General features: G+C 68.9%; 23 protein-coding genes. 19 read left to right on the plus strand and 4 right to left on the minus strand.

Annotation, left to right across the window (positions count from 1 at the left end; genetic code table 11):
- Nucleotides 1-216 precede the first annotated feature (216 nt).
- The 4 genes from ACIQF0_RS08390 (at nt 217) to ACIQF0_RS08405 (ending at nt 4545) form a co-directional block, all read left to right on the plus strand.
- A complete protein-coding gene (locus ACIQF0_RS08390) occupies nt 217-627 on the plus strand; it encodes an SSI family serine proteinase inhibitor (RefSeq protein WP_401026109.1) in 411 nt (136 codons plus the stop codon).
- Nucleotides 628-759: 132 nt separating this feature from the next.
- Nucleotides 760-1857: a calcium:proton antiporter gene (locus ACIQF0_RS08395; protein ID WP_401026112.1), complete on the plus strand. Its 1098-nt coding sequence runs from the start codon at nt 760-762 to the stop codon at nt 1855-1857.
- A gap of 64 nt (nt 1858-1921) precedes the next feature.
- Nucleotides 1922-3328: an FAD-binding oxidoreductase gene (locus tag ACIQF0_RS08400; protein ID WP_401026115.1), complete on the plus strand. Its 1407-nt coding sequence runs from the start codon at nt 1922-1924 to the stop codon at nt 3326-3328.
- A gap of 86 nt (nt 3329-3414) precedes the next feature.
- The gene (locus ACIQF0_RS08405; protein ID WP_401026117.1) at nt 3415-4545 is read left to right on the plus strand and encodes a lipase family protein; all 1131 of its coding nucleotides are present in this window, start codon (nt 3415-3417) and stop codon (nt 4543-4545) included.
- Here the strand turns inward: ACIQF0_RS08405 and ACIQF0_RS08410 are convergent.
- Nucleotides 4535-4927, minus strand: a complete 393-nt coding sequence (locus ACIQF0_RS08410) for a hypothetical protein (RefSeq protein ID WP_401026120.1) — start codon at nt 4925-4927, stop codon at nt 4535-4537. The genes ACIQF0_RS08405 and ACIQF0_RS08410 overlap by 11 nt on opposite strands.
- 56 nt (nt 4928-4983) lie before the next feature.
- On the opposite strand from ACIQF0_RS08410, the gene ACIQF0_RS08415 reads away from it, so the two are divergent.
- Nucleotides 4984-5541 (plus strand): TetR/AcrR family transcriptional regulator, encoded by a 558-nt coding sequence (locus tag ACIQF0_RS08415; RefSeq protein ID WP_401026123.1) that lies wholly within the window; start codon nt 4984-4986, stop codon nt 5539-5541.
- Here the strand turns inward: ACIQF0_RS08415 and ACIQF0_RS08420 are convergent.
- Nucleotides 5498-5956 carry a DUF3291 domain-containing protein gene (locus ACIQF0_RS08420; protein ID WP_401026126.1) on the minus strand — a complete coding sequence of 153 codons (459 nt, stop codon included), beginning with the start codon at nt 5954-5956 and terminating at the stop codon, nt 5498-5500. The genes ACIQF0_RS08415 and ACIQF0_RS08420 overlap by 44 nt on opposite strands.
- 25 nt (nt 5957-5981) lie before the next feature.
- Here ACIQF0_RS08420 and ACIQF0_RS08425 point away from each other — a divergent pair, with 25 nt between their 5' ends.
- The 13 genes from ACIQF0_RS08425 (at nt 5982) to ACIQF0_RS08485 (ending at nt 19643) form a co-directional block, all read left to right on the plus strand.
- The gene (locus ACIQF0_RS08425; protein WP_401026128.1) at nt 5982-6911 is read left to right on the plus strand and encodes a D-2-hydroxyacid dehydrogenase family protein; all 930 of its coding nucleotides are present in this window, start codon (nt 5982-5984) and stop codon (nt 6909-6911) included.
- A gap of 34 nt (nt 6912-6945) precedes the next feature.
- Entirely contained in the window at nt 6946-7401 is a 456-nt protein-coding gene (locus tag ACIQF0_RS08430; protein ID WP_401026131.1) for an SRPBCC family protein, read from the plus strand.
- Nucleotides 7402-7633: 232 nt separating this feature from the next.
- Nucleotides 7634-8722, plus strand: a complete 1089-nt coding sequence (locus tag ACIQF0_RS08435; RefSeq protein WP_401026133.1) for a mandelate racemase/muconate lactonizing enzyme family protein — start codon at nt 7634-7636, stop codon at nt 8720-8722.
- A 31-nt stretch (nt 8723-8753) separates the two neighbouring features.
- Nucleotides 8754-10712, plus strand: a complete 1959-nt coding sequence (locus tag ACIQF0_RS08440) for an alpha-galactosidase D (RefSeq protein WP_401026135.1) — start codon at nt 8754-8756, stop codon at nt 10710-10712.
- Nucleotides 10713-10738: 26 nt separating this feature from the next.
- Nucleotides 10739-11689: a carbohydrate ABC transporter permease gene (locus tag ACIQF0_RS08445; protein WP_401026138.1), complete on the plus strand. Its 951-nt coding sequence runs from the start codon at nt 10739-10741 to the stop codon at nt 11687-11689.
- Between the two features lie 9 nt (nt 11690-11698).
- Nucleotides 11699-12580: a carbohydrate ABC transporter permease gene (locus tag ACIQF0_RS08450; RefSeq protein WP_401026140.1), complete on the plus strand. Its 882-nt coding sequence runs from the start codon at nt 11699-11701 to the stop codon at nt 12578-12580.
- Nucleotides 12577-14736 (plus strand): glycosyl hydrolase family 95 catalytic domain-containing protein, encoded by a 2160-nt coding sequence (locus ACIQF0_RS08455; protein WP_401026142.1) that lies wholly within the window; start codon nt 12577-12579, stop codon nt 14734-14736. Before ACIQF0_RS08450 ends, ACIQF0_RS08455 begins: the two co-directional genes overlap by 4 nt.
- A complete protein-coding gene (locus ACIQF0_RS08460; RefSeq protein ID WP_401026144.1) occupies nt 14730-15635 on the plus strand; it encodes an acetylxylan esterase in 906 nt (301 codons plus the stop codon). Before ACIQF0_RS08455 ends, ACIQF0_RS08460 begins: the two co-directional genes overlap by 7 nt.
- Entirely contained in the window at nt 15632-16975 is a 1344-nt protein-coding gene (locus ACIQF0_RS08465) for an ABC transporter substrate-binding protein (protein WP_401026147.1), read from the plus strand. The genes ACIQF0_RS08460 and ACIQF0_RS08465 overlap by 4 nt, the downstream gene beginning before the upstream one ends.
- Nucleotides 16976-16995: 20 nt before the next feature.
- Nucleotides 16996-17646, plus strand: a complete 651-nt coding sequence (locus ACIQF0_RS08470; protein ID WP_401026150.1) for a GntR family transcriptional regulator — start codon at nt 16996-16998, stop codon at nt 17644-17646.
- A gap of 109 nt (nt 17647-17755) precedes the next feature.
- Complete coding sequence (locus ACIQF0_RS08475; protein ID WP_401027759.1) at nt 17756-18844, plus strand: MFS transporter; 1089 nt, start codon at nt 17756-17758, stop codon at nt 18842-18844.
- The gene (locus ACIQF0_RS08480; protein ID WP_093601950.1) at nt 18844-19263 is read left to right on the plus strand and encodes a Dabb family protein; all 420 of its coding nucleotides are present in this window, start codon (nt 18844-18846) and stop codon (nt 19261-19263) included. Before ACIQF0_RS08475 ends, ACIQF0_RS08480 begins: the two co-directional genes overlap by 1 nt.
- Nucleotides 19263-19643 (plus strand): ester cyclase, encoded by a 381-nt coding sequence (locus ACIQF0_RS08485; protein ID WP_401026153.1) that lies wholly within the window; start codon nt 19263-19265, stop codon nt 19641-19643. Before ACIQF0_RS08480 ends, ACIQF0_RS08485 begins: the two co-directional genes overlap by 1 nt.
- On the opposite strand, the gene ACIQF0_RS08490 is transcribed toward ACIQF0_RS08485, so the two are convergent.
- Nucleotides 19624-22254, minus strand: a complete 2631-nt coding sequence (locus ACIQF0_RS08490; RefSeq protein ID WP_401026156.1) for an AAA family ATPase — start codon at nt 22252-22254, stop codon at nt 19624-19626. The genes ACIQF0_RS08485 and ACIQF0_RS08490 overlap by 20 nt on opposite strands.
- A 146-nt stretch (nt 22255-22400) precedes the next feature.
- Here ACIQF0_RS08490 and ACIQF0_RS08495 point away from each other — a divergent pair, with 146 nt between their 5' ends.
- Entirely contained in the window at nt 22401-24245 is a 1845-nt protein-coding gene (locus ACIQF0_RS08495; RefSeq protein WP_401026158.1) for a protein-arginine deiminase family protein, read from the plus strand.
- A gap of 10 nt (nt 24246-24255) precedes the next feature.
- Here ACIQF0_RS08495 and ACIQF0_RS08500 read toward each other — a convergent pair whose 3' ends face one another.
- The gene (locus tag ACIQF0_RS08500; protein ID WP_401026161.1) at nt 24256-24990 is read right to left on the minus strand and encodes a spermidine synthase; all 735 of its coding nucleotides are present in this window, start codon (nt 24988-24990) and stop codon (nt 24256-24258) included.
- Nucleotides 24991-25291: the final 301 nt, after the last annotated feature.

The following is a 25291-nucleotide window of genomic DNA, read 5'->3' on the forward strand; positions in this document are numbered from 1 at the left end:
TCGTCTGTCAGCAACCCGTAACAGTCCGTCGGCAGCTGCGTCTCGGTGAACGTGGCGAGCGCCACATCCGTTCGGCCCAATCACGCTTTTGGTGGAGCGTGGAAATGTGATCGGTGAACAGGTGCTGGCCCCTTTCGCGACGACGAAACATGATGGCAACATCTGCCTCGGCCGAGAACCGGCCCGTTTTAATGAGGTCTCAGGAGGACCGCTTTCATGTCCGGCCGCATTCTTGCGATCGTCGCTCTGTTCGCTTCACTTTTCGTCTTCACCGGCACCGCGCAGGCCGCTCCGGCCGCACAGTCCCCATCTTCTTCTCGGGGTGGTACCGCGCTGTTCCTGTCCGTCCAGTACTCGGAGTTCGACGACAGCGTCTTCAAGGCGACCGTGCTGACCTGCGAACGAGGTGACCAGCACCCGCGCAGGGCCCTCGCCTGCGCGACGCTGGCCTCGGCAGGCACCGACCTGGGAACCATGCAGGCGGACGACAGGGCGTGCACGTTCCACTACGCGCCCGTCGAGGTCTCCATGTTCGGTTTCTGGCGCGGTGAGCCCGTGAGCGAGGTTCACACCTACCCGAACTCGTGCGTCATGCTGGCGCACACCGGTGCCCTCTTCGATTTCTAGGGATCGAACACGGCATCGAAATAAAATGTGGAGCGGGGCGCGGCAGGGGCGCTCCGCTCCACATTTTGTTGCGTCCGGAATGGGGTCTGCGCCGAATGGCGGACGGCCCGCCTGGTATGCGAGGGTTGGATCATGGCCGCCGCCCCGCGCTTCCCACTGCTGCACTGGACGACCATCACCCCCGTGCTCGGCTTGCTCCTGCTCGCCGTGACCTGGGGCCGTGACCTCGGGGGCGTGCTGGTCGCGCTCGTCGCGTTGGTCCTCGCCGCGACCGTGCTCGCCGCCGTGCACCACGCCGAGGTCGTCGCACTCAGGGTGGGGGAGCCGTTCGGGTCGCTGGTCCTCGCGGTCGCGGTGACGATCATCGAGGTGGCGCTGATCGTCACGCTGATGGTGTCCGGCGGGCCCGAGGCGTCCTCGCTGGCACGGGACACGGTGTTCGCCGCGGTCATGATCACCACGAACGGCATCATCGGCATCGCGCTGCTGCTCGGGGCGATGAAGCACCACACGATCCTGTTCAACGCCGAAGGCAGCGGCGGCGCGCTCGCCACGGTGATGACGCTCGCCACGCTCACGCTGGTGCTGCCGACGTTCACCACGACCACGCCCGGCCCCGAGTTCTCCGGCCCGCAGCTCGCGTTCGCCGCGATCGCCTCCCTCGGCCTGTACGCGATGTTCGTCTTCACCCAGACCGTCCGGCACCGCGACTTCTTCCTGCCCGTCGACGAGGACGGCGTCATCGAGGCCGACGAACACGCCGAGGCGCCGTCCGGCAAGGCCGCGTTGCTCTCCCTCGGCTTCCTGCTCGTCGCGCTGATCGCCGTGGTCGGCCTCGCGAAGATCGAGTCGCCCGCGATCGAGGCCGGCGTGCGCGCCGCGGGGTTCCCGCAGTCGTTCGTCGGCGTCGTCATCGCCCTGCTGGTGCTGCTGCCCGAGACGATCGCCGCCGCCCGCGCCGCGTTGCGCGACCGGATCCAGACCAGCATCAACCTCGGCTACGGCTCGGCGATCGCGAGCATCGGCCTGACGATCCCGACCATCGCGCTCGCGACCATCTGGCTGGACGGGCCGCTGATGCTCGGCCTCGGGTCGACGCAGATGATTCTGCTGCTGCTCACGGTTCTGGTCAGCGTTCTCACCGTGGTGCCGGGCCGTGCGACTCGCCTGCAGGGTGGCGTGCACCTGGTGCTGCTGGCGGCGTTCCTGTTCCTGGCTGTGAACCCCTAGCCGGGATTTTGACCGGTCGCTTGATCCGTTGTGCCCTGGTTTGTCCGACTCCTACGTTCGTGGAATGTTGCGTCGCAGGGCACTTCTGCACACGGCCGTTTTGGGAGCTGTGTCGGCGTTGGCCGGCAAGTCCACCATGGACGTTCAGCTGATCAGGCCCGGCGACGCCGCCTACGGAGACGCGAAGCTCGGCTACTTCACGCAGTACGACACTCAACGTCCCAGCGCGATCGCCCGTGTCGTGTCACCGGCGGACGTCCAGCGCTGCGTGGAGATCGCCCGCGCTGAGCGCACCCGGATCACCGCGCGCTGCGGCGGCCACAGCTATCCCGGCTACTCCACGGCGGACGGCGCTTTGGTGGTCGACGTGCGTGGCCTGAACCGGATCGACGTCCGCGCCGACGGGACGGTCGAGGTCGGCGCGGGCGTGTTGCTGATGGACCTGTACGTCGCGCTGGCGAACGCCGGCCGGATGATGCCGGCCGGCACGTGCGCGACCGTCGGCATCTCCGGGCTGACGCTGGGCGGCGGCATCGGCGTGACCGCCCGCCAGTTCGGCCTCACCTGCGACCGGTTGGTCAGTGCGCGGATCGTGACCCCCGACGGCGTGCACCGCACGGTCTCGGCCGCGGAGCACACCGACCTGTTCTGGGCGTTGCGCGGCGGGGGTGGCGGCAACTTCGGCATCGTCACGTCGTTCGTGTTCCGCACCGAACCGGCGCGCAACCTCACGACGTTCACCCTCGGCTTCCCGTCGGCGGCATTGGCCTCGCTGCTCAGCGTGTGGCCGGACTGGCAGGGCAAAGCGCCGGACGCACTCACCTCGACGGTGGGCGTGGGCAGCGGGGCGAACCCGTACGTCGAGGTCGGTGGCTGTTTCGTCGGCATGCCGGTGAACCTGAAGCCGTTGCTGGACGACCTGGTCCGTCGCGTCGGCTCGCAGCCGACCTCACGGCGTGAGCAGGAGCAGACCTTCCTCGCCGCGATGGAACGGTTCGCGTGGTGCAAGGTCAACGACGGTTCGTGCCGCCCGAGTTGGAATGGTGGCGGCGGCTCGCAGTCGCGCGGCAGTTACGTGGCGACGTCGCGGATGCTGACGAAGCCGATCGCCGATCCGCAGAAGCTCGCCGACATCTTCAAGAACACCCCGAACTCGTACAACATGATCGACGCGCTGGGCGGCGCGGTCGGTCGTGGGCCGGCCTCCGCCTTCCCGCACCGGAATGCGCTGGCGAGCATCCAGGTCGAGCTGACCCTGGGCGCAGGGGAGGCGAACGCGCGGCGCGCCATGGGTGTGGCGCGCGATGAGCTCGGCAAGATGTTCGGCGCCGGCGGGTACGTCAACTACCTCGATCCGCAGATGCCGGACTGGGCGAACGCGTACTACGGCTCGTCGTTGACCCGGCTTCGCGAGGTGGCGCGGAAGTACGACCCCGACCGCGTTTTCTCGTTCGCTCAAGGCCTCGTGTGAATCCATGAAGCCGAACGGACTATTGTCCTGTTGCGGCGTTCGGCCCTACATTGCGGTAACGCCGGTTACCACAAAGGGGTCCAACGATGCAGCTCCGTGCCGTGCTCGCCGCCGTCCTCCTCTTGTTCACCCTGGTCACGCCCGCAACGGCGGCCGCGCCGGGGGAGCTGGTCAGCAGCCGGGAGGTGGCGTGGCACCCGGAGCCGTTGAGACTCCTGCCCGCGCCGGTGAAGGCCTACGACATCCGGTACCGCTCGACGTCCGCGACGGGCGAGGGCACCGTGGTGTCCGGGATGGTGCTCGTGTCGCCGCTGCCGTGGAACAACGGTCCGCGGCCGATCGTCGCGTACGCGATGGGCACGCAGGGCATGGGCGACCAGTGTGCGCCGTCGCGGCAGTTGCAGAACGGCACCGAGGTCGAGATCGCGTTCCTCGCGCAGGCGATGCTCAACGGCTGGGCGGTCGCGGTGACCGACTACGAAGGCCTTGGCACGCCAGGGGATCACACCTACGCGGTGTCGCGTTCGGAAGGAAGGGCGCTGCTCGACGTCGCCCGTGCCGCGAGTGGTGTCCCCGGGCTGTCCGCTGACGCGCCGGTCGGCGTTTTCGGGTACTCGCAGGGTGGTCAGGCCGCGTCGGCCGCCGCGGAGCAGTGGAAGTCCTACGCGCCTTCGCTGAACGTCGTGGGTGTCGCCGCCGGCGGGGTGCCTGCCGACCTGAACGCGGTCGCGAAGTTCAACGACGGCAACGCCGGTTCGGGACTGGTGTTCGCGGCGGCCGCGGGGTACGCCGCGGCCTACCCCGAACTGCCGTTGGCGTCGTTGCTCAACGCGCGCGGCAAGCAGGTCATCGACAAGATCCGCGAGTCGTGCGTCGCCGAGATCGCTTTGGTGGCACCGTTCACGCGCCTCAACTCGCTCACGACGACGCCGGACGTCATCCAGAACCCGTTGTGGCAGAAGCGGTTGAAGGAGAACACGCTCGGCTCGGTCAAGCCGGCCGCGCCCGTGTACCTCTACCACGGCACGCTGGACGAGCTGATCCCGTTCGCCGTCGGGCAGAAGCTGCGCTCGCAGTGGTGCTCCCTCGGCGCGGACGTGCAGTGGACGCCGCTGCCGTTGCTCGGGCACGTCACCGCCGTCAGCGCGTGGGGTTCGAACGCGCTGCTGTGGCTGGGTGACCGCTTCGCCGGGAAGTCCACGCGTCCTAACTGCTGATCACCGCGGCGGCGAAGGCCGGGAACCAGGCCAGTGGCGAGAGCCAGGCGTGCGCCAGCGGGAGCGGCCTCTTCAGCAGGGACATCGTCGCCCGGAAGTAGACGATGCCCCGCGCGTCGGGGTTGCTCCTGCGCCAGCCCTTCACCATCAGGGTGTCCCCGAGGGTGAGGTGCAGCGTCAGTACGGCGAACCCGGCCCACGCCAGCAGCGCCGAACCCGTTGCCACGAAGGCGATCCAGATGCCGAGCCCGATCAACGAGGTGGCGAGGTGGTAGTAGGCGAGGGCCGGTATCCGTCTTCGTGCTCGGAGCAGGCGCAGCAGCAGTGCGAAGCCGATCGCGGTGTTGGCGATCCAGGCGATCAGGGCGATGGTCGCGGTCATGGATCGACGGTACTACGTTCGTAGTGTCTGGTCACTACGTTTATAGTGTCGCGGTGATGTCGAACCGGGACCGCGCTCTCGCCGCCGCCGTCGAGCTCCTGGGCACCGAAGGCCTGCGGGGCCTCACCCACGCCCGCGTGGACGACCGCGCCGACCTGCCGAAGGGTTCCACGTCCAACTACTTCCGCAGCCGTGCCGCGCTGCTCGACGGCGTCGTGGACTGGATGGTGCGGAAGGAGGTTCCGCAGATCGAGGCGACGCTCACGCCGGCGTCACCCGAGGAACTGGTCGACGAGTTGTGCCGGCTCTACGAGTTCATGACGGGCCCGAACGCCGTCACGGTCACCGCCCGCATGGTGCTGTGGGTGGAGGCCGCGACCAATCCCCAGGTGCGGCAGGCGTTGCTGCGGGGCCGGGCCACGATGGCGTCGATGCTGGTACCGGCCCTCGCCGGTCTCGGCGCGCGCGACCCGCTGGCGGCCTCGGACACGCTCGGGGCGTGTGTGCAGGGCCTGTTCCTGCAGCAGTTCGCGCGGGGCGAGGCGATCGATCCCCGGCCACTGGTCGAGATCATCGTCCGGGGTGCGCTGGCGGGAACCGCTTCCGGAACGTGAAGCCCTCCTGCGTCGGTCCGTTCTGCTTCACCAGGTCCAGCTTGGCGAGGCCTTCCTCGGTCGTGGGGCGATGACCGGCGGGGATCCACCACATCACGTCGAGCGCGCTCTCCGGTTCGAACCACTGCTTGCTGCGCTTGACGGCTTCGAGGTGCACGCCGCTGAACGCGTACGCCCACAAAGCTTCGACCGACTCCCACACGCTGAGGTTGTAGGCCTCCAGCATCGGATCGCGTCCCAACCGGCTCAGGTCGTCCATCATCCGCTCGGACGTCGGCCGCCAAACGAAGCCGGGAGCCTGCTGCGCCAGGTCGTTGATCGCCTCGACCCGGCTCACGAACCCGCGCATCCTCCAGTGGTCGAACGCCCACCGCCCGGTCGAGATGTTGGCCTGTGCCAGGTGGAAGGCTCCCATCCGACCACTCTGACATGATCAGCCCATGCGGTGTGTGGTGCTCGACGACTACCAGGGCGTGGCGCTGGCGAACGCGGACTGGTCCGGCCTCGACGTGACGGTGCTGCGCGACCACCTGCCCGACCCGGCCGCCGAGCTGGCCGAGGCCGAGTGCGTCGTGATCATGCGCGAGCGGACCCCGTTCGACGCGGCCCTGTTCGCCCGGCTGCCTCGCCTGAAGCTGCTGATCACCAGCGGCATGCGCAACGCCGCGATCGACCTGGACGCCGCTCGCGAGCACGGGGTGACGGTCTGCGGCACCGGCAGCGCCAAGACCCCGCCGACCGAGCTGACCTGGGCGTTGATCCTCGGCCTCGCTCGCCACCTGGTCGTCGAGAACGCGGCCTTCCACGCCGGCGGCCCCTGGCAGAGCACCGTCGGCACCGACCTGTCCGGGCGCACCTTGGGTCTGCTCGGCTTCGGTCACCTGGGCAAGGCCGTCGCGCGCGTCGGCAAGGCGTTCGGCATGGACGTCGTGGCGTGGAGCCCCAACCTCACCGCCGAACGCGTCGAGTCCGAGGGCGTCCGGCTCGCTGGTGGCCTGCACGACCTGTTGGGGCAGAGCGACTTCGCGTCCGTCCACCTGGTGCTGAGCGACCGCACCCGCGGGCTGGTCGACGCGGCGGCGCTGGCGTGCCTGAAGCCGTCGGCGTTCCTGATCAACACCTCCCGCGCGCCGATCGTCGACGCCGGGGCGTTGCTGGACGCGTTGCGGGAGAAGCGGATCGCCGGCGCGGGCCTGGACGTGTTCGAGGTCGAGCCGCTGCCGTTGACCGACGAACTGCGGGGGATGCCGAACGTCCTCGCGACGCCGCACGTCGGGTACGTCACCGAGGGGAACTACCGCACCTACTTCACCGAGGCCGTGGAGGACATCCACGCGTTCCTCGCGGGTGAACCGATCCGGACGCTCTAGCGGCCGGTTACCTACCGGTAGTAAGTTCAGCGGCATGACGCCGGACGCCTCCGCGCACATCGATGTCGCCGCCTCGCCGCAGCGGGTGTTCGAACTGGTCAGCGACCTTCGCGGGCTCAGCGGGTGCGCCGAGGAGTACACGGGCGGCAAGTGGCTGAACGCGGCCGGGCCTCGGGTCGGCGCGCGGTTCCGCGGCCTCAACAAGCGCGGCTGGCGGATGTGGCCGACGACCTCGACGGTGACCGACTGCTCGCCGACCCGGTTCGCGTTCGAGGTGAAGTCGCTCGGCATGGCCGTGTCGCGCTGGCAGTACGACATCGAGGCGACGCCGGAAGGCTGCCGGGTCACCGAGTCCACGTGGGATCGCCGGCCCGGCTGGTACGTGCCGATCACGCAGCTGGCGACCGGGGTGAAGGACCGCGCTGTGACGAACCAGCGCAACATCGAGGCGACGCTGGAGCGGCTGAAGCGCGCTGTCGAGTTGGTCTGACAACCAGACAGAATCACTCACTTTTAAACACACCGACACATCCCTGGTGATCGGTGTGGTGCGGCTGTGAGCTGCAAACATCGGAGGACCGGAACTAGATCCGGCTGCCCGAACCCGTTGAAAACGCTCTCACCTGCGTGAGACCGTGGCCAAACGACGGTTGACATGCTCGTAACGCCAGCGTTCAATCCCCGTCAAATATCCTATAGGATCAGAGATCCGAGGAGTTGGCGTGGCAAAGGTCCGACGAGCCGAGGCGTTCCAGGTCGACGTTCCGGTGGAGACTCTGCGCACCGACGCGGTCCAGCAGTTCATCAAGCAGGAGACCGTCTTCGTCGAGGTCGAGACCGACGACGGGCTCACCGGGCTCGGGTACGCCTACACGATCGGCACGGGCGGCAGCTCGGTCCTCGCACTCCTGAAGGACCACCTGCTGCCTCGTCTCGAAGGCGTCGACGCTCGCCGGATCGAGCACGTCTGGCACGACCTGTTCGCGTACACGCGGTCCACCACGGTCGGCGCGATCACCTCGCTGGCGCTGGCCGCCGTGGACACCGCGCTGTGGGACCTGCGCTGCCTGCGAGCTCAAGAACCCTTGTGGCGCCTGGCAGGCGGCTTCCGCCAGGAGGTCCCGCTGTACGACACCGAGGGCGGCTGGCTGCATCTGAGCACTGAGGAGCTCGTCGCGGGCGCCAAGGAGACGGCCGCGCAGGGCTGGCAGGGCATCAAGATGAAGGTCGGCAAGCCCGATCTCACCGAGGACGTCGAGCGCCTCGAAGCCGTCCGGGCGGCGGTCGGCGAGCGGTTCGCGATCATGGTCGACGCCAACCAGTCGATGACCGGCGCTGAGGCGATCCGCAGGGCCGACGCGTTCCGCGACGTCAACCTGACCTGGCTCGAAGAACCGCTGCCGGCGGACGACGTGAGCGGTCACGAACGCCTGGCGAAGGCCACCAGCATCCCGATCGCGGTGGGGGAGTCGCTGTACTCCGTGGCGCAGTTCCGCGAGTACCTCGAACGCGGTGCCGCCTCGATCATCCAGGTGGACGCGGCACGGATCGGTGGCATCACGCCGTTCCTCAAGGTCGCGCACCTCGCGGAGGCGTTCAACGCCGACGTCTGCCCGCACTTCCTGATGGAGCTGCACGTCAGCCTCGCGGCCGCGCTGCCCAACGGGAAGTTCGTCGAGCACATCCCGCAGCTGCGCGGGATCACGAAGAGCGAGATGACCGTCCGCAACGGGCACGCGCTCGCCCCTGACACGCCAGGTCTCGGAATCGACTGGGACCGCGACGCGATGGAAGACCTCCGGGTCGCCTGAAGTCACCGCCGGAAATCACAAAGGAGTGGTCTTGAGAGCGTTAGGTGTCGTTGCCGGCCTGCTCGCGTCGTTGGTCGCGGTCCCCGCAGCCCAGGCCCAAGCACCCCAGGTACAACAGCAGACCGCGGCCAAGGCCGAGAAGCCGTACATGGGCTGGAGCAGCTGGACGTTGCAGGCGACCAACTACCCCGGCGTGAACCCGGACGGTCCCGCCAGCTGGCTCAACGAGAAGAACGTGCTGGCCCAGGCGGACGTGCTGGCGGCCAAGTTCAAGAAGGCCGGCTACGACCACGTGAACGTCGACGCGGGCTGGCTCGGCTCGTTCGACGAGTACGGGCGGCCGGTGGTGGACGCGAAGAAGTTCCCGCGCGGCTTCAAGTGGCTCGGCGACTACATCCACGGCAAGGGCATGAAGTTCGGCTCCTACCTCGCGGTCGGCCTGGACCTCAAGGCCTACAACGACGGCAAGACGCCGATCTACAACGCGCCCGGCTGCACCACCAAGGACATCGTCTACCCGGACCTGCGCAAGACCAACGGGTGGGACATGGCCTACAAGATGGACTTCGCGAACCCGTGCTCGCAGAAGTACATCGACTCGATCGCACAGGTGCTCGCGGGCTGGGGCGTCGACTTCCTCAAGCTCGACGGCGTCGGTCCCGGCAGCTTCCGCGGCGGTGAGCGCTACGACAACACGACCGACGTGAAGGCGTGGAACTCCGCGCTCAAGAGCACCGGACGCCCGATCGAGTTCCTCATCTCGTGGGCGCTGAGCCATCGCCACGCCGACGTGTGGAAGGCCAACACCAACGGCTGGCGCGTCGACACCGACGTCGAGTGCTACTGCGACACCCTCGTCACCTGGAACCAGTCGGTGAAGCAGCGGTGGAACGACGTCGTGCAGTGGATCGACGACGCCGGCCCCGGCCACTGGAACAACCTCGACAGCCTCGCCGTCGGCAACGGCCAGATGGACGGCCTCACCGAGGCCGAGCGGCAGAGCTACATGACGCTGTGGTCGATCTCGTCCTCGCCGCTCTACATCGGCGACGACCTCACCAAGATCGACGACTACGGCTACGAGCTGCTGACCAACAACGAGGTCATCGCGATCAACCAGGCCGGCGTCCCGGCCAGGCCCGTGGACCAGTCGTCGGACCAGCAGGTCTGGTACGCCCGCAACCGCGACGGCAGCTACACCGTGGCGCTGTTCAACCTCGGCTCCAGGCCCGCGCAGGTGACGGCCGACTTCGGTCAGCTCGGCATCCAGGGCAACGCGAAGGTCCGCGACGTGTGGGCCAAGAAGGACGTCGGCCAGAAGTCCGGCTCCATCACGGAAGACCTGCCCGTGCACGGGTCGAAGCTGTTCACGATCAACCCGCGCGGCTCGGTCGCTCCCGGTGTCGTGCAGGGCACCGCGGCCACGCCGAACAGCGTTTCGCTGAAGTGGTACGGAAAGTCCGGCGTCCGTTACGACGTCTACGCGGGCAACAAGAAGGTCGCCACGACCACGGACACCAAGGCGACCGTCACCGGCCTCACCCCGGCGACGTCCTACGAGTTCACCGTCGTGCAGAACGGCGCCCGCTCGAAGCCCGTCAGCTTCGTGACACCGCAGGAAAGCGTGACGTACGAGGCGGAGAAGGGCAGCCCCGGCGGCGGCGCGACCGTCTACGGCTGCGCGTGCTCGGGTGGCAGCAAGGTCGGCTACATCGGCGGGAGCGGCAACATCACGATGCCGACGGTCGTCGCCCCGCGCGAGGGCACATACCTCGTCGAACTGGCCTACATCTCCGCTGACGCCAGCAGGACCGGCATCGTCACGGTGAACGGCACCAGCTTCAAGCTGCCCGTCGCCGGCTCGAACGACGACGACTGGAACACACCGCAGAAGGTCACCGTGCCCATCTACCTGTTGAAGGGCAACAACACCATCCGGATCGGCAACCCGGACGACTCCGTGTTCGACGTCGACAGCATCCGCATCTAGGACCAGGAGGTGCCGTGGTGACAACCATGCAGGACTCAAGCGCCCAGGTCGTGCGTGGACCTGTCGCCACGGCGCCTCCGCCTGCACGCAGGCGCAAAGGCCCCGCCTCCCGCCGCAACGACACGTGGGTCGCGTGGCTGCTCGTCGCGCCCGCCCTGCTCGGGTTCGGCGTGTTCTTCGCCTACCCGATGCTGCGCGGCGTCTACCTGAGCTTCACCGAGTTCCACATCCTCAGCCCACCGGTGTGGACGGGCCTGGAGAACATCAGGGAACTCGTCAACGACAACAGGTTCTGGCACTCTCTCGGCGTCACGGCCTACTTCGTCGTGCTGTCGGTGGTGCTGGGCGTCGGCGTCTCGCTGATCACCGCCGTCGTGTTGCACCGGCTGGGGGTCAACACGACGGTCCGCGGGCTGATGATCCTGCCGTTCCTCATCTCCGGCGTCGTCACGGCGCTGGTGTGGACGTGGATGCTCGACCCGCAGCTCGGCATCGTGAACCAGCTGATCACCTGGGTCACCGGCGAGCCGGTCATGTTCTTCGGGTCGGACGCCTGGGCGGTGCCGACGCTGGCCGCGCTCAACGTCTGGAAGACCATGGGCTACAACGCCGTTCTCATCTTCGCCGGTCTGCAGACGATCCCCGCGACCATCTACGAGGCCGGCCGGATCGACGGCGCGTCGGAGTGGCAGATGTTCCGGTCGCTGACGCTGCCGCTGCTGCGGCCGATCCTGGTGATGGTCGTGATCCTCAACGTGATCGGCTCGACCCAGGTCTTCGACATCGTCCAGGTCAGCACCAAGGGCGGTCCGGCGGACGCCTCGCTGGTGCTGCAGATGTACATCTACGACAAGGCTTTCGGCCAGTTCGACTTCGGCTACGCCGCGACCATGTCGCTCGCCCTGTTCCTCATGCTCGTCGCGGTGACCTTCACGCAGATGCGGATGGCCCGTGCCGGCGAGTCCGACACCAACTGAGGAGGCCCGGTGAACCTCTCGATGAAGCTCGGCAGGGGCGTCGCCTGGGGCTACCTGGTCGTCGTCCTGCTGGTCACGATCTTCCCCTTCTACTGGATCGTGCGGACCGCGCTGTCCAACAACTTCGCGATGTCGACGGACCCGTCGTCGTTGCTGCCCGTGGACTTCACCTGGGGCCCGTTCAAACGCGCTCTCGGGCTGGCCTCCCCCGCCGAAGCGGCCGCGGAAGGTGGTTCGGGGGCCAGCATCGACCTGGCGCTCGCGTTGTGGAACTCCATTGTGTACGCGGGACTGCTGACGCTCTTCACGGTCGTGTTCTCGGCACTGGCCGCGTACGCGTTCGCCCGGCTGTACTGGAAGGGCCGGGATCTCGTCTTCGGCGTCCTGCTGACGGCGCTGATGGTGCCGTCGGTGTTCACGCTGCTGCCGAACTTCGTGCTGATGAAGGATCTGGGGCTGCTCAACAGCTTCGGCGGCATGATCCTGCCCGGCGCGTTCTTCTCCGCGTTCAACATCTTCTTCCTGCGGCAGTTCATGCTCGGGCTCTCGAACGAGGTCGAGGAGGCCGCGATCATCGACGGCGCCGGGCCGTTGCGCGTGTGCTTCCGAATAGTGCTGCCGATGAGCGTCGCGCCGATGGCGACCCTGACGCTGCTGACGTTCATCACCACCTGGAACGACTACTTCTGGCCGTTGCTCGTGACCAACGACGAGTCGGTCCGTCCGCTCACCCTCGCGCTCGCGGTGTTCAAGCAGTCCTCACCGCAGGCGTCGCTGGACTGGGCCGGCCTGATGGCGGCGACGCTGGTCGCGGCGCTGCCGATGTTGCTGCTGTTCGTGGTCTTCGGGCGGCGGCTGGTCAACTCCATCGGCTTCACGGGGATCAAGTGAGACTGCACTGGCCGTCGGCTGCGACGGAATGGACCGAGGCGCTGCCCGTGGGCAACGGCCGCCTCGGCGCGATGGTGTTCGGCGGGGCCGGGCGGTCTCGCGTGCAGGTCAACGACGCGACCGTGTGGTCGGGCACCGCTGACGGGCCTTCTCTCGCCCTGGCGGACGTACTGGCTTCCGGAGCCGGTCCGGAACGGCTCGCGCAGGTGCGTGAGGCGATCTTCGGCGGCGATCTGGAACGGGCCACCGAGCTGCTGATGTCGTTCGAAGGGCCGTACAGCCAGACGTTCCTGCCGTACGTGGACCTGTGGATCACGCTGCCCGAAGGCGAGTCGCACGGCCGCACGTTGGATCTGAGCACGGGCGTCGTCACCGAGCGGCTGACCATCGACGGCTTGGACGTCGAGCGGCGCGTGTGGACTTCGGAAACCGCACTGTGCGTGGAGATCATCGGTGCGGTGCCCACCGACGTCGAGATCTCCACGCCGTTGCGCGAGCTTTCGCGCGACGGGCTCAACCTCGTCGTCGAGATTCCCATCGACTCGGCACCGAGGCACGAACCTCAGGTCGAGGCTCCCGTCTACGGCGCGGGGGAACAGGGCACGGTGACGGTCAAGGTGAGCGAGGGCGAGCGCTGGCTGCTCACGCTCACCAGTTCCACGACGGACGGGTCGCGGTGGACCGGCCGGCGCCACGGCAACCACATGACGCTGATGGACGCGTGCGAGGTGCGGTTCGGTGACCTGCCCGAGGTGGTCGACGTGCCAGAGTTGTTGTCCGGCAAGGACGAGCAGCTCGTCGCGTCCGTGCTGTTCGCGTACGGCCGGTATCTGCTGGTCTCGTCGTCACGGCCGGGCGCGCCGCCCGCGAACCTCCAGGGCATCTGGAACGGCGACCTGCGTCCGGCCTGGTCCTCGAACTACACGATCAACATCAACACCCAGATGAACTACTGGGCCGCCGAGGTCACCGGGCTCGCCGAGTGCCACGACCCGTTGCTGGAACTGCTGGAGAAGCTCGCGGTGACCGGCGGCGAGGTGGCGCGGGACCTGTACGGAGCGCGCGGCTGGGTCGCGCACCACAACACCGACGCGTGGGGCTGGGCACTGCCGGTCGGCATGGGCCACGGCGCGGTGTCGTGGGCGATCTGGCAGATGGGCGGCGCGTGGCTGGTCCAACACGCCTGGGACCACTACGACTTCGCCCGTACCTGGTCCACTTTGGAGCGTGCGTGGCCGTTGCTGCGCGGCTGTGCGGAGTTCCTCCTCGACTGGCTGGTCGAAGGCCCCGACGGCCACCTCGACACGTGCCCCTCGACGTCGCCGGAGAACTGGTTCCTCGTCGACGGCAGGCCGCAGGCGCTGACCTGGTCCGTGACGATGGACGTGGTGCTCGTCCGCGCCGTCTTCGAACGGACCCTGGCGCTCGCGCTGGCGTCCGGCCGCGCCGATCCGCTGGTCGCGGAGATCTCCGCGGCGCTGCCCCGGCTGCGGCCCGTCCCGGTGCTGGACGACGGCCGGCTGGGGGAGTGGGCCCACGACCTGCCCGAGGAAGACCCGACGCACCGGCACATGTCGCACATGGTGTCGGTCTACCCGCTCGGCCAGATCGTCGCCGGCACGCCGCTGGGCGACGCCGCCGTCGAGGTGCTGGACCAGCGCGGCAACGGCGCGATGGGCTGGTCGTGGGCCTGGAAGATGGCGCTACGGGCCCGGCTTGGTGACGGCGAGACCGTGCGGTCGCTGCTGTCCGAGGCCTCGCAGCCCTTCACCGGCGACCGGCACCGAGACGCACCGGTCGACGGCTCCGAGTGGGGCGGCCTGCTGCCGAACCTGTTCAGCACGCACCCGCCGTTCCAGATCGACGGCAACTACGGCTTCACCGCGGCACTCGCGGAAGTCGTGGTGCAGAGCCACACCGGCGTGATCGACGTCCTGCCCGCGCTGCCCTCCGGATGGTCCTCCGGTACTGCTCGCGGACTTCGTTGCCGCGGCGGGCTGTCCGTCGACGTCACGTGGCATGACGGCGATGTGCTGGTGCGGGTGCGGCGGGTGTCCGGTGACGCGTCGGAGTTCGTGCCGGTGAGCATCGGTGGCGAGATCACCGAGGTCGTCGTGAGCGACGTTGTCGAAGTGCGCGGGAGGATGTCGTGCTGACCGATCTCGGATTGGACGAGCTGTGGGAGTACCGCAGCTCCTACGTGCGGCCGGACGACTTCGACTCGTTCTGGGACTCGACGCTGGCCGAGGCGCGGGCGATCGACCTGGACGTCGAGGCCGTGCCCGTGGACACGCCGCTCAAGACGCTCGACGTCTACGACGTGTCGTTCTCGGGGTTCGGCGGCGACCGGATCCACGCGTGGCTGCGGACTCCGAAGGGGCAGTCCGGACTTCCCGCTGTCGTGCAGTACCACGGCTACGGCGGTAACCGGGGCGGCGCGGTCGAGAATCTGACCTGGGCCAGTGCCGGGTTCGCGCACCTGCAGGTCGAGGTCAGGGACCAGCGCGGCGGTGGCGGGTTCCTGACCCGCGGCATCGCCGACCGCTCCACCTACTTCTACCGTCGCGTCTTCACGGACGCGGTGCGCGCGGTCGATGCCGTGCGCACGTTGGGTTCCGCGGACGTCGCCGCGATCGGCAACAGCCAGGGCGGCGGAATCGCGCTGGCCGTCGCCGGTCTCGTGTCCGACCTGGCCGCCGTCCACACGCAGGCGCCGTTCCTCTGCGACTTCCGCCGGGCGCTGAACGTCTGCGGCCGTCCGCCCTACACCGAGCTGACCCACTACATCGCCGACAACCGGCGTTCCGACGTCTTCCCCGCACTGTCCTATTTCGACGGTGTGGGGTTCGCCGCCAAGGCCACGGCTCCCGCGTGGTTCTCGGTCGGCCTGATGGACGACATCGTGCCGCCGTCCACCGTGTTCGGCGCTTACCACGCCTACGCCGGACCCAGGGAGATGGCCGTCTGGGAGCACAGCGCCCACGAGGCGGGCGGCTCCGACGACCTCGACATCGCACTCGACGCCTTCCGATCCCGTCTCTTGGAGAAGCCATGAAAATCGCCGCCGCTGCCCTGGTAGCAGCAACAGCCCTGGTGGTCGCGGGGTGTGGGAGTTCCGACACGGGCTCCGGCACCACCGTGAACTGGTGGACCTGGGACGACAAGCAGGCAGTCGCCTACGGCGAGTGCGAGAAGGCGTTCGAGGCCGCCAACCCCGGCACCGACGTGAAGATCACCCGCTACAACGTGGACGACTACTTCACCAAGCTCACCGCCGGTTTCGTGGCGGGCACCGCGCCCGACGCGTTCCAGAACTCGGTGCAGTTCCTGCAGGCCTACGCCTCGCAGCACCAGCTGATGCCGCTGGACGACCTGATCGCGAAGTCCTCTGTGGACCTGAAGAGGTTCTCGGTCGGCGTCGACACGTGGAAGTTCACCGACGGCAAGCAGTACGGGCTGCCGCTCGACTGGGCCGCCTCCGGCCTCTACTACAACGCCGACATGCTGGCCAAGGCCGGCGTGGCGGAGGCCGACGTGCAGAAGCTGTCCTGGAACCCGGACGACGGCGGCACGTTCGACAAGGTCGTCGCCCGCCTGACGATCGACAAGAACGGCAAGCACGGTGACGAGGCGGGCTTCGACAAGACGCAGATCGCCACCTACGGCATCGGCGCGATGGCGGGCCGCAGCTTCATCGGCGAGACGAGCTGGGCGCCGTTCGTCAACACCCTCGGCTGGCGGCTGGGCGACAAGGACCAGTGGCCCACCAAGTTCAACTACACCGACCCGCGCTTCACCAAGACGATGAAGTGGGTCCTGTCGCTGACCGAGCGCGGTTTCTCCCCGAAGCTCGGCACCTTCACCACCGGCAGCCAGTCCACGATCTCCGACGTCGACCTGATCGGCTCCGGCAAGGTCGCGATGACGATGGGCGGCTCGTGGTCGGCGCCGTCGTTCGGGAAGATCCCCGGCGTGAAGGTCGGCATCGCGCCGACCGTGCTGGGTCCGGACGGCAAGCGCTCCGTGCTGTCCAACTCGAACGGCAACAACGTCTGGGCCGGCACCAAGAACCCCGACCTGACCTGGAAGTGGGTCAGCTACATGGGCAGCGAGGAGTGCCAGACCAAGGCGGGCGCCACCGGCACGTTCTTCCCGTCGATTCCCGCCGCCATGGACAACACGGTGACCTCCATGAAGACGCAGGGCGTCGACCTCACCGTCTTCAACCAGTACGTGAAGGACGGCGTCCTCTACCCGTCCAGCGCGTACGCCAACGGCTCGGCGGTCCAGTCCGCCGAACAGCCCCTCTTCGAGGCGTACTTCGCAGGCCAGCGCTCCGACGACGTGTTCGCCGAGATGGAACGCGTCTCGCAGGAGATACTGGCCAAGAACTGACGGGAGTCTCAGGAGTGGTGTTGCGGATACCGACCAGGCGCGTGCTCGCGGATGACGTCTACGAGCAGATCCGTGCCCTGATCATGAGCGACGGCATCGCGCCCGGCGCCCGCGTGAACATAGACGAACTCGCGCGTCAGCTCGACGTGTCCCCAACGCCCGTCCGGGAAGCCCTGGCACGCCTCGAATCCGAAGAACTGGTCAGCAGGCTCCCGTTGCGCGGCTACAGCGTGACGGACCTGCTGAACCGCAAGCAGGTCGACGACCTGTACGCCCTGCGACTGCTGCTGGAGCCGCCGTCCGCGGCTCTGGCGGCGGGCCGCATGACGGCCGAGTTCGACGACCTCATCGAGGAGGAGCTGGCGACCTGTCCGTCGGCTCCCGCCGATGACGCCTACGACGACTACAAGAACCTCACGGCGCACGACCAGCGGTTGCACGAGCTGATCCTGCGGATCGCGGGCAACGAGGCCGTCCTGCAGTCGTTCGCCAAGACCCACTGCCACCTGCACCTGTTCCGGCTGAACTTCCAGCAGCCGTTCGGGGTGCAGACGATCACCGAGCACCGCGCGATCGTGGACGCGCTGGTCGCCCGGGACGAGATCGGGGCCAGTGCGGCGATGACCGCGCACCTGGAGGTCGCACGCGCCCGGCTGCTCGACCGGATGTAGGCAGTCACCTACGCGATCTACGTAACGCCTACCGACGCGAACGACCCCACTCCGGGGCGAGTCTTGTGGCGTGACAACACGAACTGCGCCAACGCGAACGGCCAGGGCGGTGGTCCTGGCCTCCGCCACACTCACGATCATGGCCGCGGCGATCATCGCCCCGAGCCTGCCCGCGATGGGCGAGGTGTACGGCGACGGCGTCCTGGTCAGGCTCGCTCTGACCATCACCTCGCTGGCCATCGCGGTGAGCGCGCCGCTGGCGGGCCTGGTCGCCGACCGGACGGGCCGCAAGCCGCTGCTCACGGCCAGCCTCGCCCTCTACGCCGTGGCCGGCACGGCGGGGTACTTCGTGACCAGCCTGCCCGTCCTGCTGGGTACCAGAACGCTGCTCGGCCTCGCGGTCGGTGGCGTCATGACCGCGGTCAGCGCCCTCATCACCGACTGGTTCGAAGGCCCTGAACGTGGCCGGTTCCTGGGCTTCCAGCAGGCCGCGGCCAGCTTGGGCGGGGTCGTGTTCCTGCCGCTGGCAGGGGTGTTGGCGGGCATCGACTGGCGGCTGCCGTTCTGGCTCTACAGTGTCGCCGCACTGATAGCCCTGGCCGCCGCGACGGGTCTGACCGGCGAACGGCCGGCACCACCCCAGACCGTCGGTGGCCAGGCATTTCCCCGGAAAGCCATCGGGATCTACCTGATGGCCCTCATCGCGACCCTCGTGTTCTTCATGGCCCCCACGCAGCTGCCGTTCCTGCTGCGAGGCATGAACGCGAGCCCCGCGGTCATCGGGTTCGTGATCGCGGGCAGCACGCTCACCAGCGTCGTGGGAGCACTCGTGTTCCCGAAGCTCAAGACCACGAAGATCACCGCCATCAGCGTCGTGCTGCTCGGCGTCGGGTGGCTGGTCATCGGCTACGCGAACGGGGTCGCGCTGGTCACCGCGGGCCTGCTGATCGGCGGGTTCGGCGTCGGCCTGGTCGTGCCGAACCTCAACACGGGCCTCGCGAACCTCGCCCGGCCCGAGCAACGCGGCCGGGTCCTGAGCGGGCTCGTCGCGGGGATCTTCCTGGGGCAGTTCCTGTCACCGCTCGTCATCGCACCCCTCGTCCAGGCCACGGGCATCGCGGCCGCGTTCACCTGGACCGGGGTCGTCACCACCATCGCAGGGGCGGTCCTCGCCCTGGCACCGAAGGAGAAGAACTGATGATCTACCACGGCAACCGCTTCACCCTGCGCAAGGACGCCTCGCCCGAGCAGATCGAGGAGGCGCTGGAGAGCCTGCGCAACCAGGGCCGCGTGATCCCGTCCGTCAAGTCCTTCGTGGTCGGCCGAGATTTCGGCGGCGAGTACGAGTGGGGCGCCACGTTCGTCATCGAGGACCTCGACGGCTACTGGGAGTACCTGATCCACCCGGCGCACCGCAACACCGACCGGGTCGGGCTGCCGCTGGTGGACAAGTTCGCCTCGTTCGACATCACCGACGACGAGGACCCCGAGATGGGCGCGAAGATCGCGGCCCTGCACCAGAAGCGGTACGACAGCGACCCCGAGCTCACGCAGCTCGTGTCCGACCTCGGCGAGTACACGGGCAGCGCTGCCCCCGGCCAGCACGGAGACAAGTGATGAGCGACCTGGTGCAGGACTGGCTCGACTTCTGGAACGGCGAGTTCGACCTCGCCGGGAAGATCGTCCACGAGGACTTCGTCTGGCACGTGGCGCCGCTGACCGGCGGACCGTCGGAAGACCACAGTGGACGGCAGGGGCTCGTCGAGTGGGTGCGCGGCTCCCACCAGAACATGCCCGGACTCAAGTTCACCGTCGAGGTGGGGCCGATCTCGCAGGAGCCGTTCCACGTCGTGCGCTGGCTCGCCGAGGCCGGTGCGGTGTCGTTCCACGGCACGGACGTTCTCCGCGTCGAGGACGGCAGGATCGCCGAGTACTGGCTCAACGCGGACGGCCTCTGGGCAGCTCAGCAGCTCGGGATCATGCCGAGGCTGAGCTGAACACGTCCCCCAGCTGACGGCGTGAGTTGATGCCCACCTTGCGGAAGATGTTCCGCAGGTGGGCATCGACCGTGCGGGGGCTCAGGAACAGCCGGGCGGCGACCTCCTTGGACGTCGCCCCGGTCGCCACCAGCCGGGCGATGTGCGTCTCCTGCATGGTCAGCTCGTCGGTGACCTGGGCGGAACGGCTGCGGGCGACCTCGCCGGTGGCTTTCAGCTCCAGCGCGGCGCGCGCGGCGAAGGCCTCCATTCCGATGGAGGACAACAGATCGTGCGCGGCGCGCAGTTGCGTGCGGGCGTCGACGCGGCGGCCGGCGCGGCGCAACCATTCGCCGTACACCAGGTGGGCTCGCGCGAGCTGAGGCCGGGCCGCGCTGGACTCCAGCTGCTGCACCGCCGCGACGTACGACTCCTCCTCACCCGTGACGAGGGCCCGCGAGTAGGCCGCGATGCCCCGCGCCCACGCGGTTTCGCACGGCGAGGTCCGGGAAACCAGTTCCCCCAACGCTTCCGAGGCGAACGAGGACTCACCGCAGCGCACCGCCGCCTCGATCAGTTCGGGCAACGCCATCCCGGCGAGGTAGAGATCGCCCGGCGCGACCGCCTCGCGAGCAGCGGCCAACGCCACCGGGTAGTCGCCCAGACCGTTGTGCAGCACGGCGGACGCCCAGTGCGTGTTCGCGATCAGGCACCCGGCCCGTCGCTGGGCTTCCCTCAGCGAGTGCTCGATCTCGGCCAGCACTTCCGGCTTCTGCCCGCGATACGCGGCCAGGTGCAACCGCGCGTACCGCAACGGAGGCATGCCAACGGCATCGGCGACGGCCTCTTCCTCCGCGATGGCGGACACCGCCTTGCCGAACTCGCCGGTGATCACCGCGCCGACGGCCTGCTGGGCGAGCCCGAGTCGCAGCACGAACGGCGACCCGGTCTGCTGCCCGGTCTTCAGCAGCCACCCGGTCACCGCCGAGTGCACCTCGGTGTCCCACAGCTCACCGGCGAGCATGGTCGCCAGCGCGGGATGGCGCGTCCACACCAGATCGTCGCCGGAGAACACCTGGCGCAGCAGGGGAACGGCGGCCCGATGACCTTCGTCCGTGAGAAGTACCAACGCCTCCAACGCATCCGAGCCGCGTTCGAGCCCGCGAGCCTCGCGCACGACGGCGTCCATCACGCCGGTGGGACGGCCGAAGGCGAGCGCGATCTCCAACGCGTCCAGCACGCCGTCGCGTGCGTCGGCCCCTGTCATCCGGCGAGCCGCGTTGAGCACGAACGACGGCCCGTTGTTCTCCTTGTCGCGCACGAACGCGATCCGGCCGCGCAGCAGATCCGCCCGTGCGTCATCGGCGGAGAACGTCGTGAGCAGCTCGGCCGCGACGTCGACCGCACCCGCGTCGAGCTTCGTCTGCGCCGCGGCCAGCGTGCGTTCCGCCCGCGACCCCGGCTCCACGGACAACGCCGCCGCTCGCTCCAGAAACGCCGCCGCGGCAGCCACTCCGCCCCGAGCGCGGGCACGGTCGGCGGAGCGTTCCAGCTCGGCCGCGAGCGAGTCGTCAGGCCCGGTGCCGGCCTGCGCGCGATGCCACACCCGCCGGTCGGGATCGCTCACCGGATCGGTGACGGCCGCCAGCGCGAGGTGCACCGCCTGGCGCTGGGAAGGCGCGGCGGCGAGGTAGACGGCCGACCGGGCGAGCGGATGGCAGAACCGCACCCGCGTGGAGAAGCTGACCAGCCCGGACGCCTCGGCCTCCACCCCGGCGGACGCCACGTCGATGCCCAGCTCGGCGGCAGCGGCCCACAGCAGTCCCGGCTCACCGGTCGGATCGGCGCCCGCCACGGTCAGCAGCAGCTGGGCGTCGGCGGGCAGGCGTGCGGCCCGCTCCTGGAAGCTGCGTTCGATCATACTCGGCACCGATGCCACGTCCGGCAGCGCGAACCCACCGGCCTTGGGCAGCTCCAGCAGGGCCAACGGATTCCCGCGCGCTTCGGCGAGGAGTCGCTCCCGCACCTTGTCGTCCACGACCGCGACCGGACCGGACGTCAGCAACGCGCGAGCCTCGGCGTCGGCCAGACCCCGCAGTTCCAGGCCGGGCAGCTCGTCCAGCCGCGACCGCGCCCACGGCCGTCGTGCGGCGAGCACCAGCACCACCGGTTCGGAGGCCAGCCGCCGCCCGAGGAACGCGAGGACCTGCGCGGACGCCTCGTCCAGCCAGTGGGCGTCGTCCAGCAGGCACAGCACCGGCTCGCCGCCCGCGAGCAGGTCCAGCGTGGCCATGCCGATCCGCAACACGTCGGGCTTCCCGCTCGCCAGTCCGAACGCGACCTCGAGCGCCTCGCGGTGATGCCCCGACAGCGAGTCCATCAACGGCAGGCACAACTGGTGCAGCGCCGCGAACGGCAGCTCGGTCTCGAACTCCGACCCGGACGCCTCCAGCACGCGGAACCCGGCGGCAGACTCCCGCACGTGGCCGAGCAACGCGCTCTTCCCGAGTCCCGCCTCGCCGCGCAGGACCAGTGCACCACCGCGCCCGTCCCGGGCAGCGGTGAGCATCCCGGACAGGCAACGGATCTCGTCGTCCCGTCCCAGGAGTGAAGTCGAGGTGAGCGCGTCCATGAACGAACCGTATGCGAGAGCCGAGGGCACTCGTCACCCGTTCGGCCCACAACCTGAGACGGAGGCGTAGTCGCCTGTAGTCGGATGCGTCCGTATTGGGAAGTTCCCTAGCGTGGGGTGCACATGATCACGAGGGGGAACTTGTGATGAAACGCGTTGTGGCGACCACCGGTGTGGTCGCGCTGGCGAGTGTGATCTTCACGGGGATGCCGGCCACGGCGGCACCCGGAGCGACGATCCTGGCCGACACCAACAGAAGTGGCACGGTCGACTGGGCGGACCGGGCGGGCAAGGGGAAGTGGACCTCGGCCAGGGGCGCGATCTTCCTGCCGAACCTGGACGACGACGGCCGGCGCTGCAAGGTCACCGAGGAGGACCTGAAGGACGGTGCCATCGCGGTCGACGAACGGCTCGCGGCCTGCAACGACGCCCAGGACGACGTGCTCAACGGCCCGCAGGACGCCCAGGACTTCGCGCCACTGCGGACGATGCCGCGCAACGCCGGCAAGGACGGCACGGTGTCGCTCGGCGCGGGGGAGGGCAGGTACGCCCGCCTCTGGGTCGAACGTGACGGCACCTGGACGTCTCTGGGCGAGAGCGGCACGCTCACCGCCGCTGAGCTGCGCAAGGGTGCCAAACTGGGCTTGGAGGGCCGGGACGTCATCAGGGACAGGGCCGTCTGGGACGGCACGGTCACCGTCACGCTGAAGGCCGGCGGCACGGACTCGGTGCAGCTGCGCGTGGCGCCGCTGATCTTGCAGAACGATCTGAAGGCACCGAGCAAGGTAGTCACCTCGAAGCCGATCAGCCCGGAGTACAGCGCGGGCTACGACGAGTTCGCCGCCGGGCTGCGCGCCGCGATGAAGGCGGCGGACCTGCCGGAGGACGCGCTTGCCGCGATCCCCAGCGACGACCGGTGGTTCCAGGACGTCTTCGAACCCACCACGGCCAGCATGCCGGGGCCGGGCGGAAAACCGCAGGTCATGCGCGTGTTGTTGCGCAGCGCCAACTACCGGCCCGCCATGGAGCTGGAGGGCAGGCCCTACCCGCCCGCTCTGCGGCCCGGCGGACGCGTCGTGTTCAGCGCGTTGCGGGGCCCGGACGTCGGCGTCGTGCAGCAGTACACCGACAAGCGCGGCCCTGCCGTCGACGACAGCCTCAACTCCACCGGCAACTACGAGAGCCTGCCGCCCTATCGCGGCCACGAGCTCGGCAGGCCGTTGTACGGCAGCACGGCCGAGCGCATGCCCGACCCGTCGTTCGCGACGCTGATCGGCTCGCAGTACGCGGAACCGGTCGTCATCGACACGGGATGGCTCGCGGTCGGCCACTCCGACGAGACGGTGCACGTGATCCCGGCCCGCAACGCGCGCGGCTGGACGCTGATGGTCGCCGACCCGAGGCTCGCGCTCGACGTGCTGCGCAAGGCCACAAAGGACGGTCACGGCGCGGCGGTGCTGTTCGAGGGCACCAGCGAGAAGGAGAAGCCGACGATCGACCAGGCGCTCGCCGACCCGAAGTTCGTGGGGCAGAACGAGGCCGCCGCCCGGCACGTCGACACCCAGCTCGCCGTGCTGACCAGGGAGACCGGGCTCACCGGGCGCGACCTCGTCCGGGTTCCGGTGCTGTTCCAGGAGTTCGGCTGGCAGGAGGTCGACGAGCTCGCCGGGCGGATCACGCGCGCCCAGGCGGACGACCTGCGCGACCGGATGCGGTCCGGTCAGGCGCCGAGCACGGTGTTCGTCGCGCACACGGCGGGCATCCCGAACGGCATCTCACTGGGCGACGGCGTCTTCGGCGCACCCGACCCGCACGGGCCGAGGGTCGACGGCGTCGACCTGTTCAGGAGCAGGGCCGAGCAGGCGCTCGCGGGCACGCCCGTCGAGGTGAAGTGGGTCGAGGACTGGGACTTCCTGCACTGGGGAGGCGGCGAGGTGCACTGCGGGACCAACGCGTTCCGCGAGCCGACCAAGGTGGACTGGTGGCGCTGACCGACTGAGATCACAGTCCAATTGAGACGGAAGCGGGGAGACGGGCTTCGCGAGCCCGCGTGCCGAGTTCCGCGACCGGCAGCGCCGCCTTCGTCGACACGAGGACGACGTTGCCGGAGCCCGTTCCCGCCAGCACGCCCAGGTCGGCGATCACCAGCGGAACGCCGAACTGGGCGGTGATGGCGTCGGCCAGCCTGGTCGTGGTGCGCAGATCGGGCTGGTCGAGCACGTTCACGATGTAGGTGCGATCGCCGGTCAACGCCTCGGAGACGTGCCGGTGGTACGCCGCGCTCGCGAATTCCTCCGGCATGGAACGGCCGTCGAACGCGTCCACGACGATCAGGTCGAGATCCCGCTCGGAACGGATGGTGTCGAGGCCGTTCTCGACCCGCACGGAGATCCCGGACGGCAGCGGCAGATGGGCGTTGACCAGGTCGACCAGATCCCCGTCGACGTCCACGACCAGCTGGTCGGAGCCCCGGCGGACGTGGTGCACGTAGCGCGGCAGGCTGCCGGCGGCACCGCCGATGTGCAGCGCGTTCACCGGCCCCGGTGGCAGCGCGTCGATCACGTCCGCGACCCTGCGCATCGCGTCGAACGGCAGGCTGGCGGGGTCCAGCAGGTCCACATAGGACTGCGGGGTGCCGTCCACGCTGATCAGCCAGGCTTCGTGCCGGTCGCGGTCCCGTTCCACCTCGGCCATGCCGAACCGCACGCGACGCCGTTCCACGGTCTCGAATCGCATCCGGCCATGATTGCTGTTGAGACGGTGAAATGTTGGGCGAACAAGAGTGCCTGTGGAAGCGGTCTCCTGACCGACGAGACGCGCGGCCCACGATGGCGGGGTCGACTGGGCGGGCCTGACGCAACGCGAGGTGGACGAGCTGCGGTTGATGGCCGCCGGTCGGGGAGACCGCGACCAAGCTGTGCTACTCCGAACGCACCGTGAAGTACGTCATTCAGGGCGTGACGAGCAGGCTCAGCATGCACCGCCTGCAGGCTGTGGTGTACGCCATGCGCGCGGGCCTCGTCCGGCCGGTTTTGCC

Origin of the sequence: Lentzea sp. NPDC092896, from assembly GCF_044754905.1 — a bacterium.
Lineage (GTDB): Bacteria > Actinomycetota > Actinomycetes > Mycobacteriales > Pseudonocardiaceae > Lentzea.

Bases quoted from the DNA above. Each gene is read 5' to 3' on its own strand.
- ACIQF0_RS08400 (WP_401026115.1), top strand. From the start codon at position 1,922: ATGTTGCGTCGCAGGGCACTTCTGCACACGGCCGTTTTGGGAGCTGTG.
- ACIQF0_RS08395 (WP_401026112.1), top strand. From the start codon at position 760: ATGGCCGCCGCCCCGCGCTTCCCACTGCTGCACTGGACGACCATCACC.
- ACIQF0_RS08495 (WP_401026158.1), top strand. From the start codon at position 22,401: ATGAAACGCGTTGTGGCGACCACCGGTGTGGTCGCGCTGGCGAGTGTG.
- ACIQF0_RS08500 (WP_401026161.1), bottom strand. From the start codon at position 24,990: ATGCGATTCGAGACCGTGGAACGGCGTCGCGTGCGGTTCGGCATGGCC.
- ACIQF0_RS08415 (WP_401026123.1), top strand. From the start codon at position 4,984: ATGTCGAACCGGGACCGCGCTCTCGCCGCCGCCGTCGAGCTCCTGGGC.
- ACIQF0_RS08410 (WP_401026120.1), bottom strand. From the start codon at position 4,927: ATGACCGCGACCATCGCCCTGATCGCCTGGATCGCCAACACCGCGATC.
- ACIQF0_RS08405 (WP_401026117.1), top strand. From the start codon at position 3,415: ATGCAGCTCCGTGCCGTGCTCGCCGCCGTCCTCCTCTTGTTCACCCTG.
- ACIQF0_RS08490 (WP_401026156.1), bottom strand. From the start codon at position 22,254: ATGGACGCGCTCACCTCGACTTCACTCCTGGGACGGGACGACGAGATC.
- ACIQF0_RS08485 (WP_401026153.1), top strand. From the start codon at position 19,263: ATGAGCGACCTGGTGCAGGACTGGCTCGACTTCTGGAACGGCGAGTTC.
- ACIQF0_RS08420 (WP_401026126.1), bottom strand. From the start codon at position 5,956: ATGGGAGCCTTCCACCTGGCACAGGCCAACATCTCGACCGGGCGGTGG.
- ACIQF0_RS08465 (WP_401026147.1), top strand. From the start codon at position 15,632: ATGAAAATCGCCGCCGCTGCCCTGGTAGCAGCAACAGCCCTGGTGGTC.
- ACIQF0_RS08480 (WP_093601950.1), top strand. From the start codon at position 18,844: ATGATCTACCACGGCAACCGCTTCACCCTGCGCAAGGACGCCTCGCCC.
- ACIQF0_RS08390 (WP_401026109.1), top strand. From the start codon at position 217: ATGTCCGGCCGCATTCTTGCGATCGTCGCTCTGTTCGCTTCACTTTTC.
- ACIQF0_RS08430 (WP_401026131.1), top strand. From the start codon at position 6,946: ATGACGCCGGACGCCTCCGCGCACATCGATGTCGCCGCCTCGCCGCAG.
- ACIQF0_RS08445 (WP_401026138.1), top strand. From the start codon at position 10,739: ATGCAGGACTCAAGCGCCCAGGTCGTGCGTGGACCTGTCGCCACGGCG.
- ACIQF0_RS08425 (WP_401026128.1), top strand. From the start codon at position 5,982: ATGCGGTGTGTGGTGCTCGACGACTACCAGGGCGTGGCGCTGGCGAAC.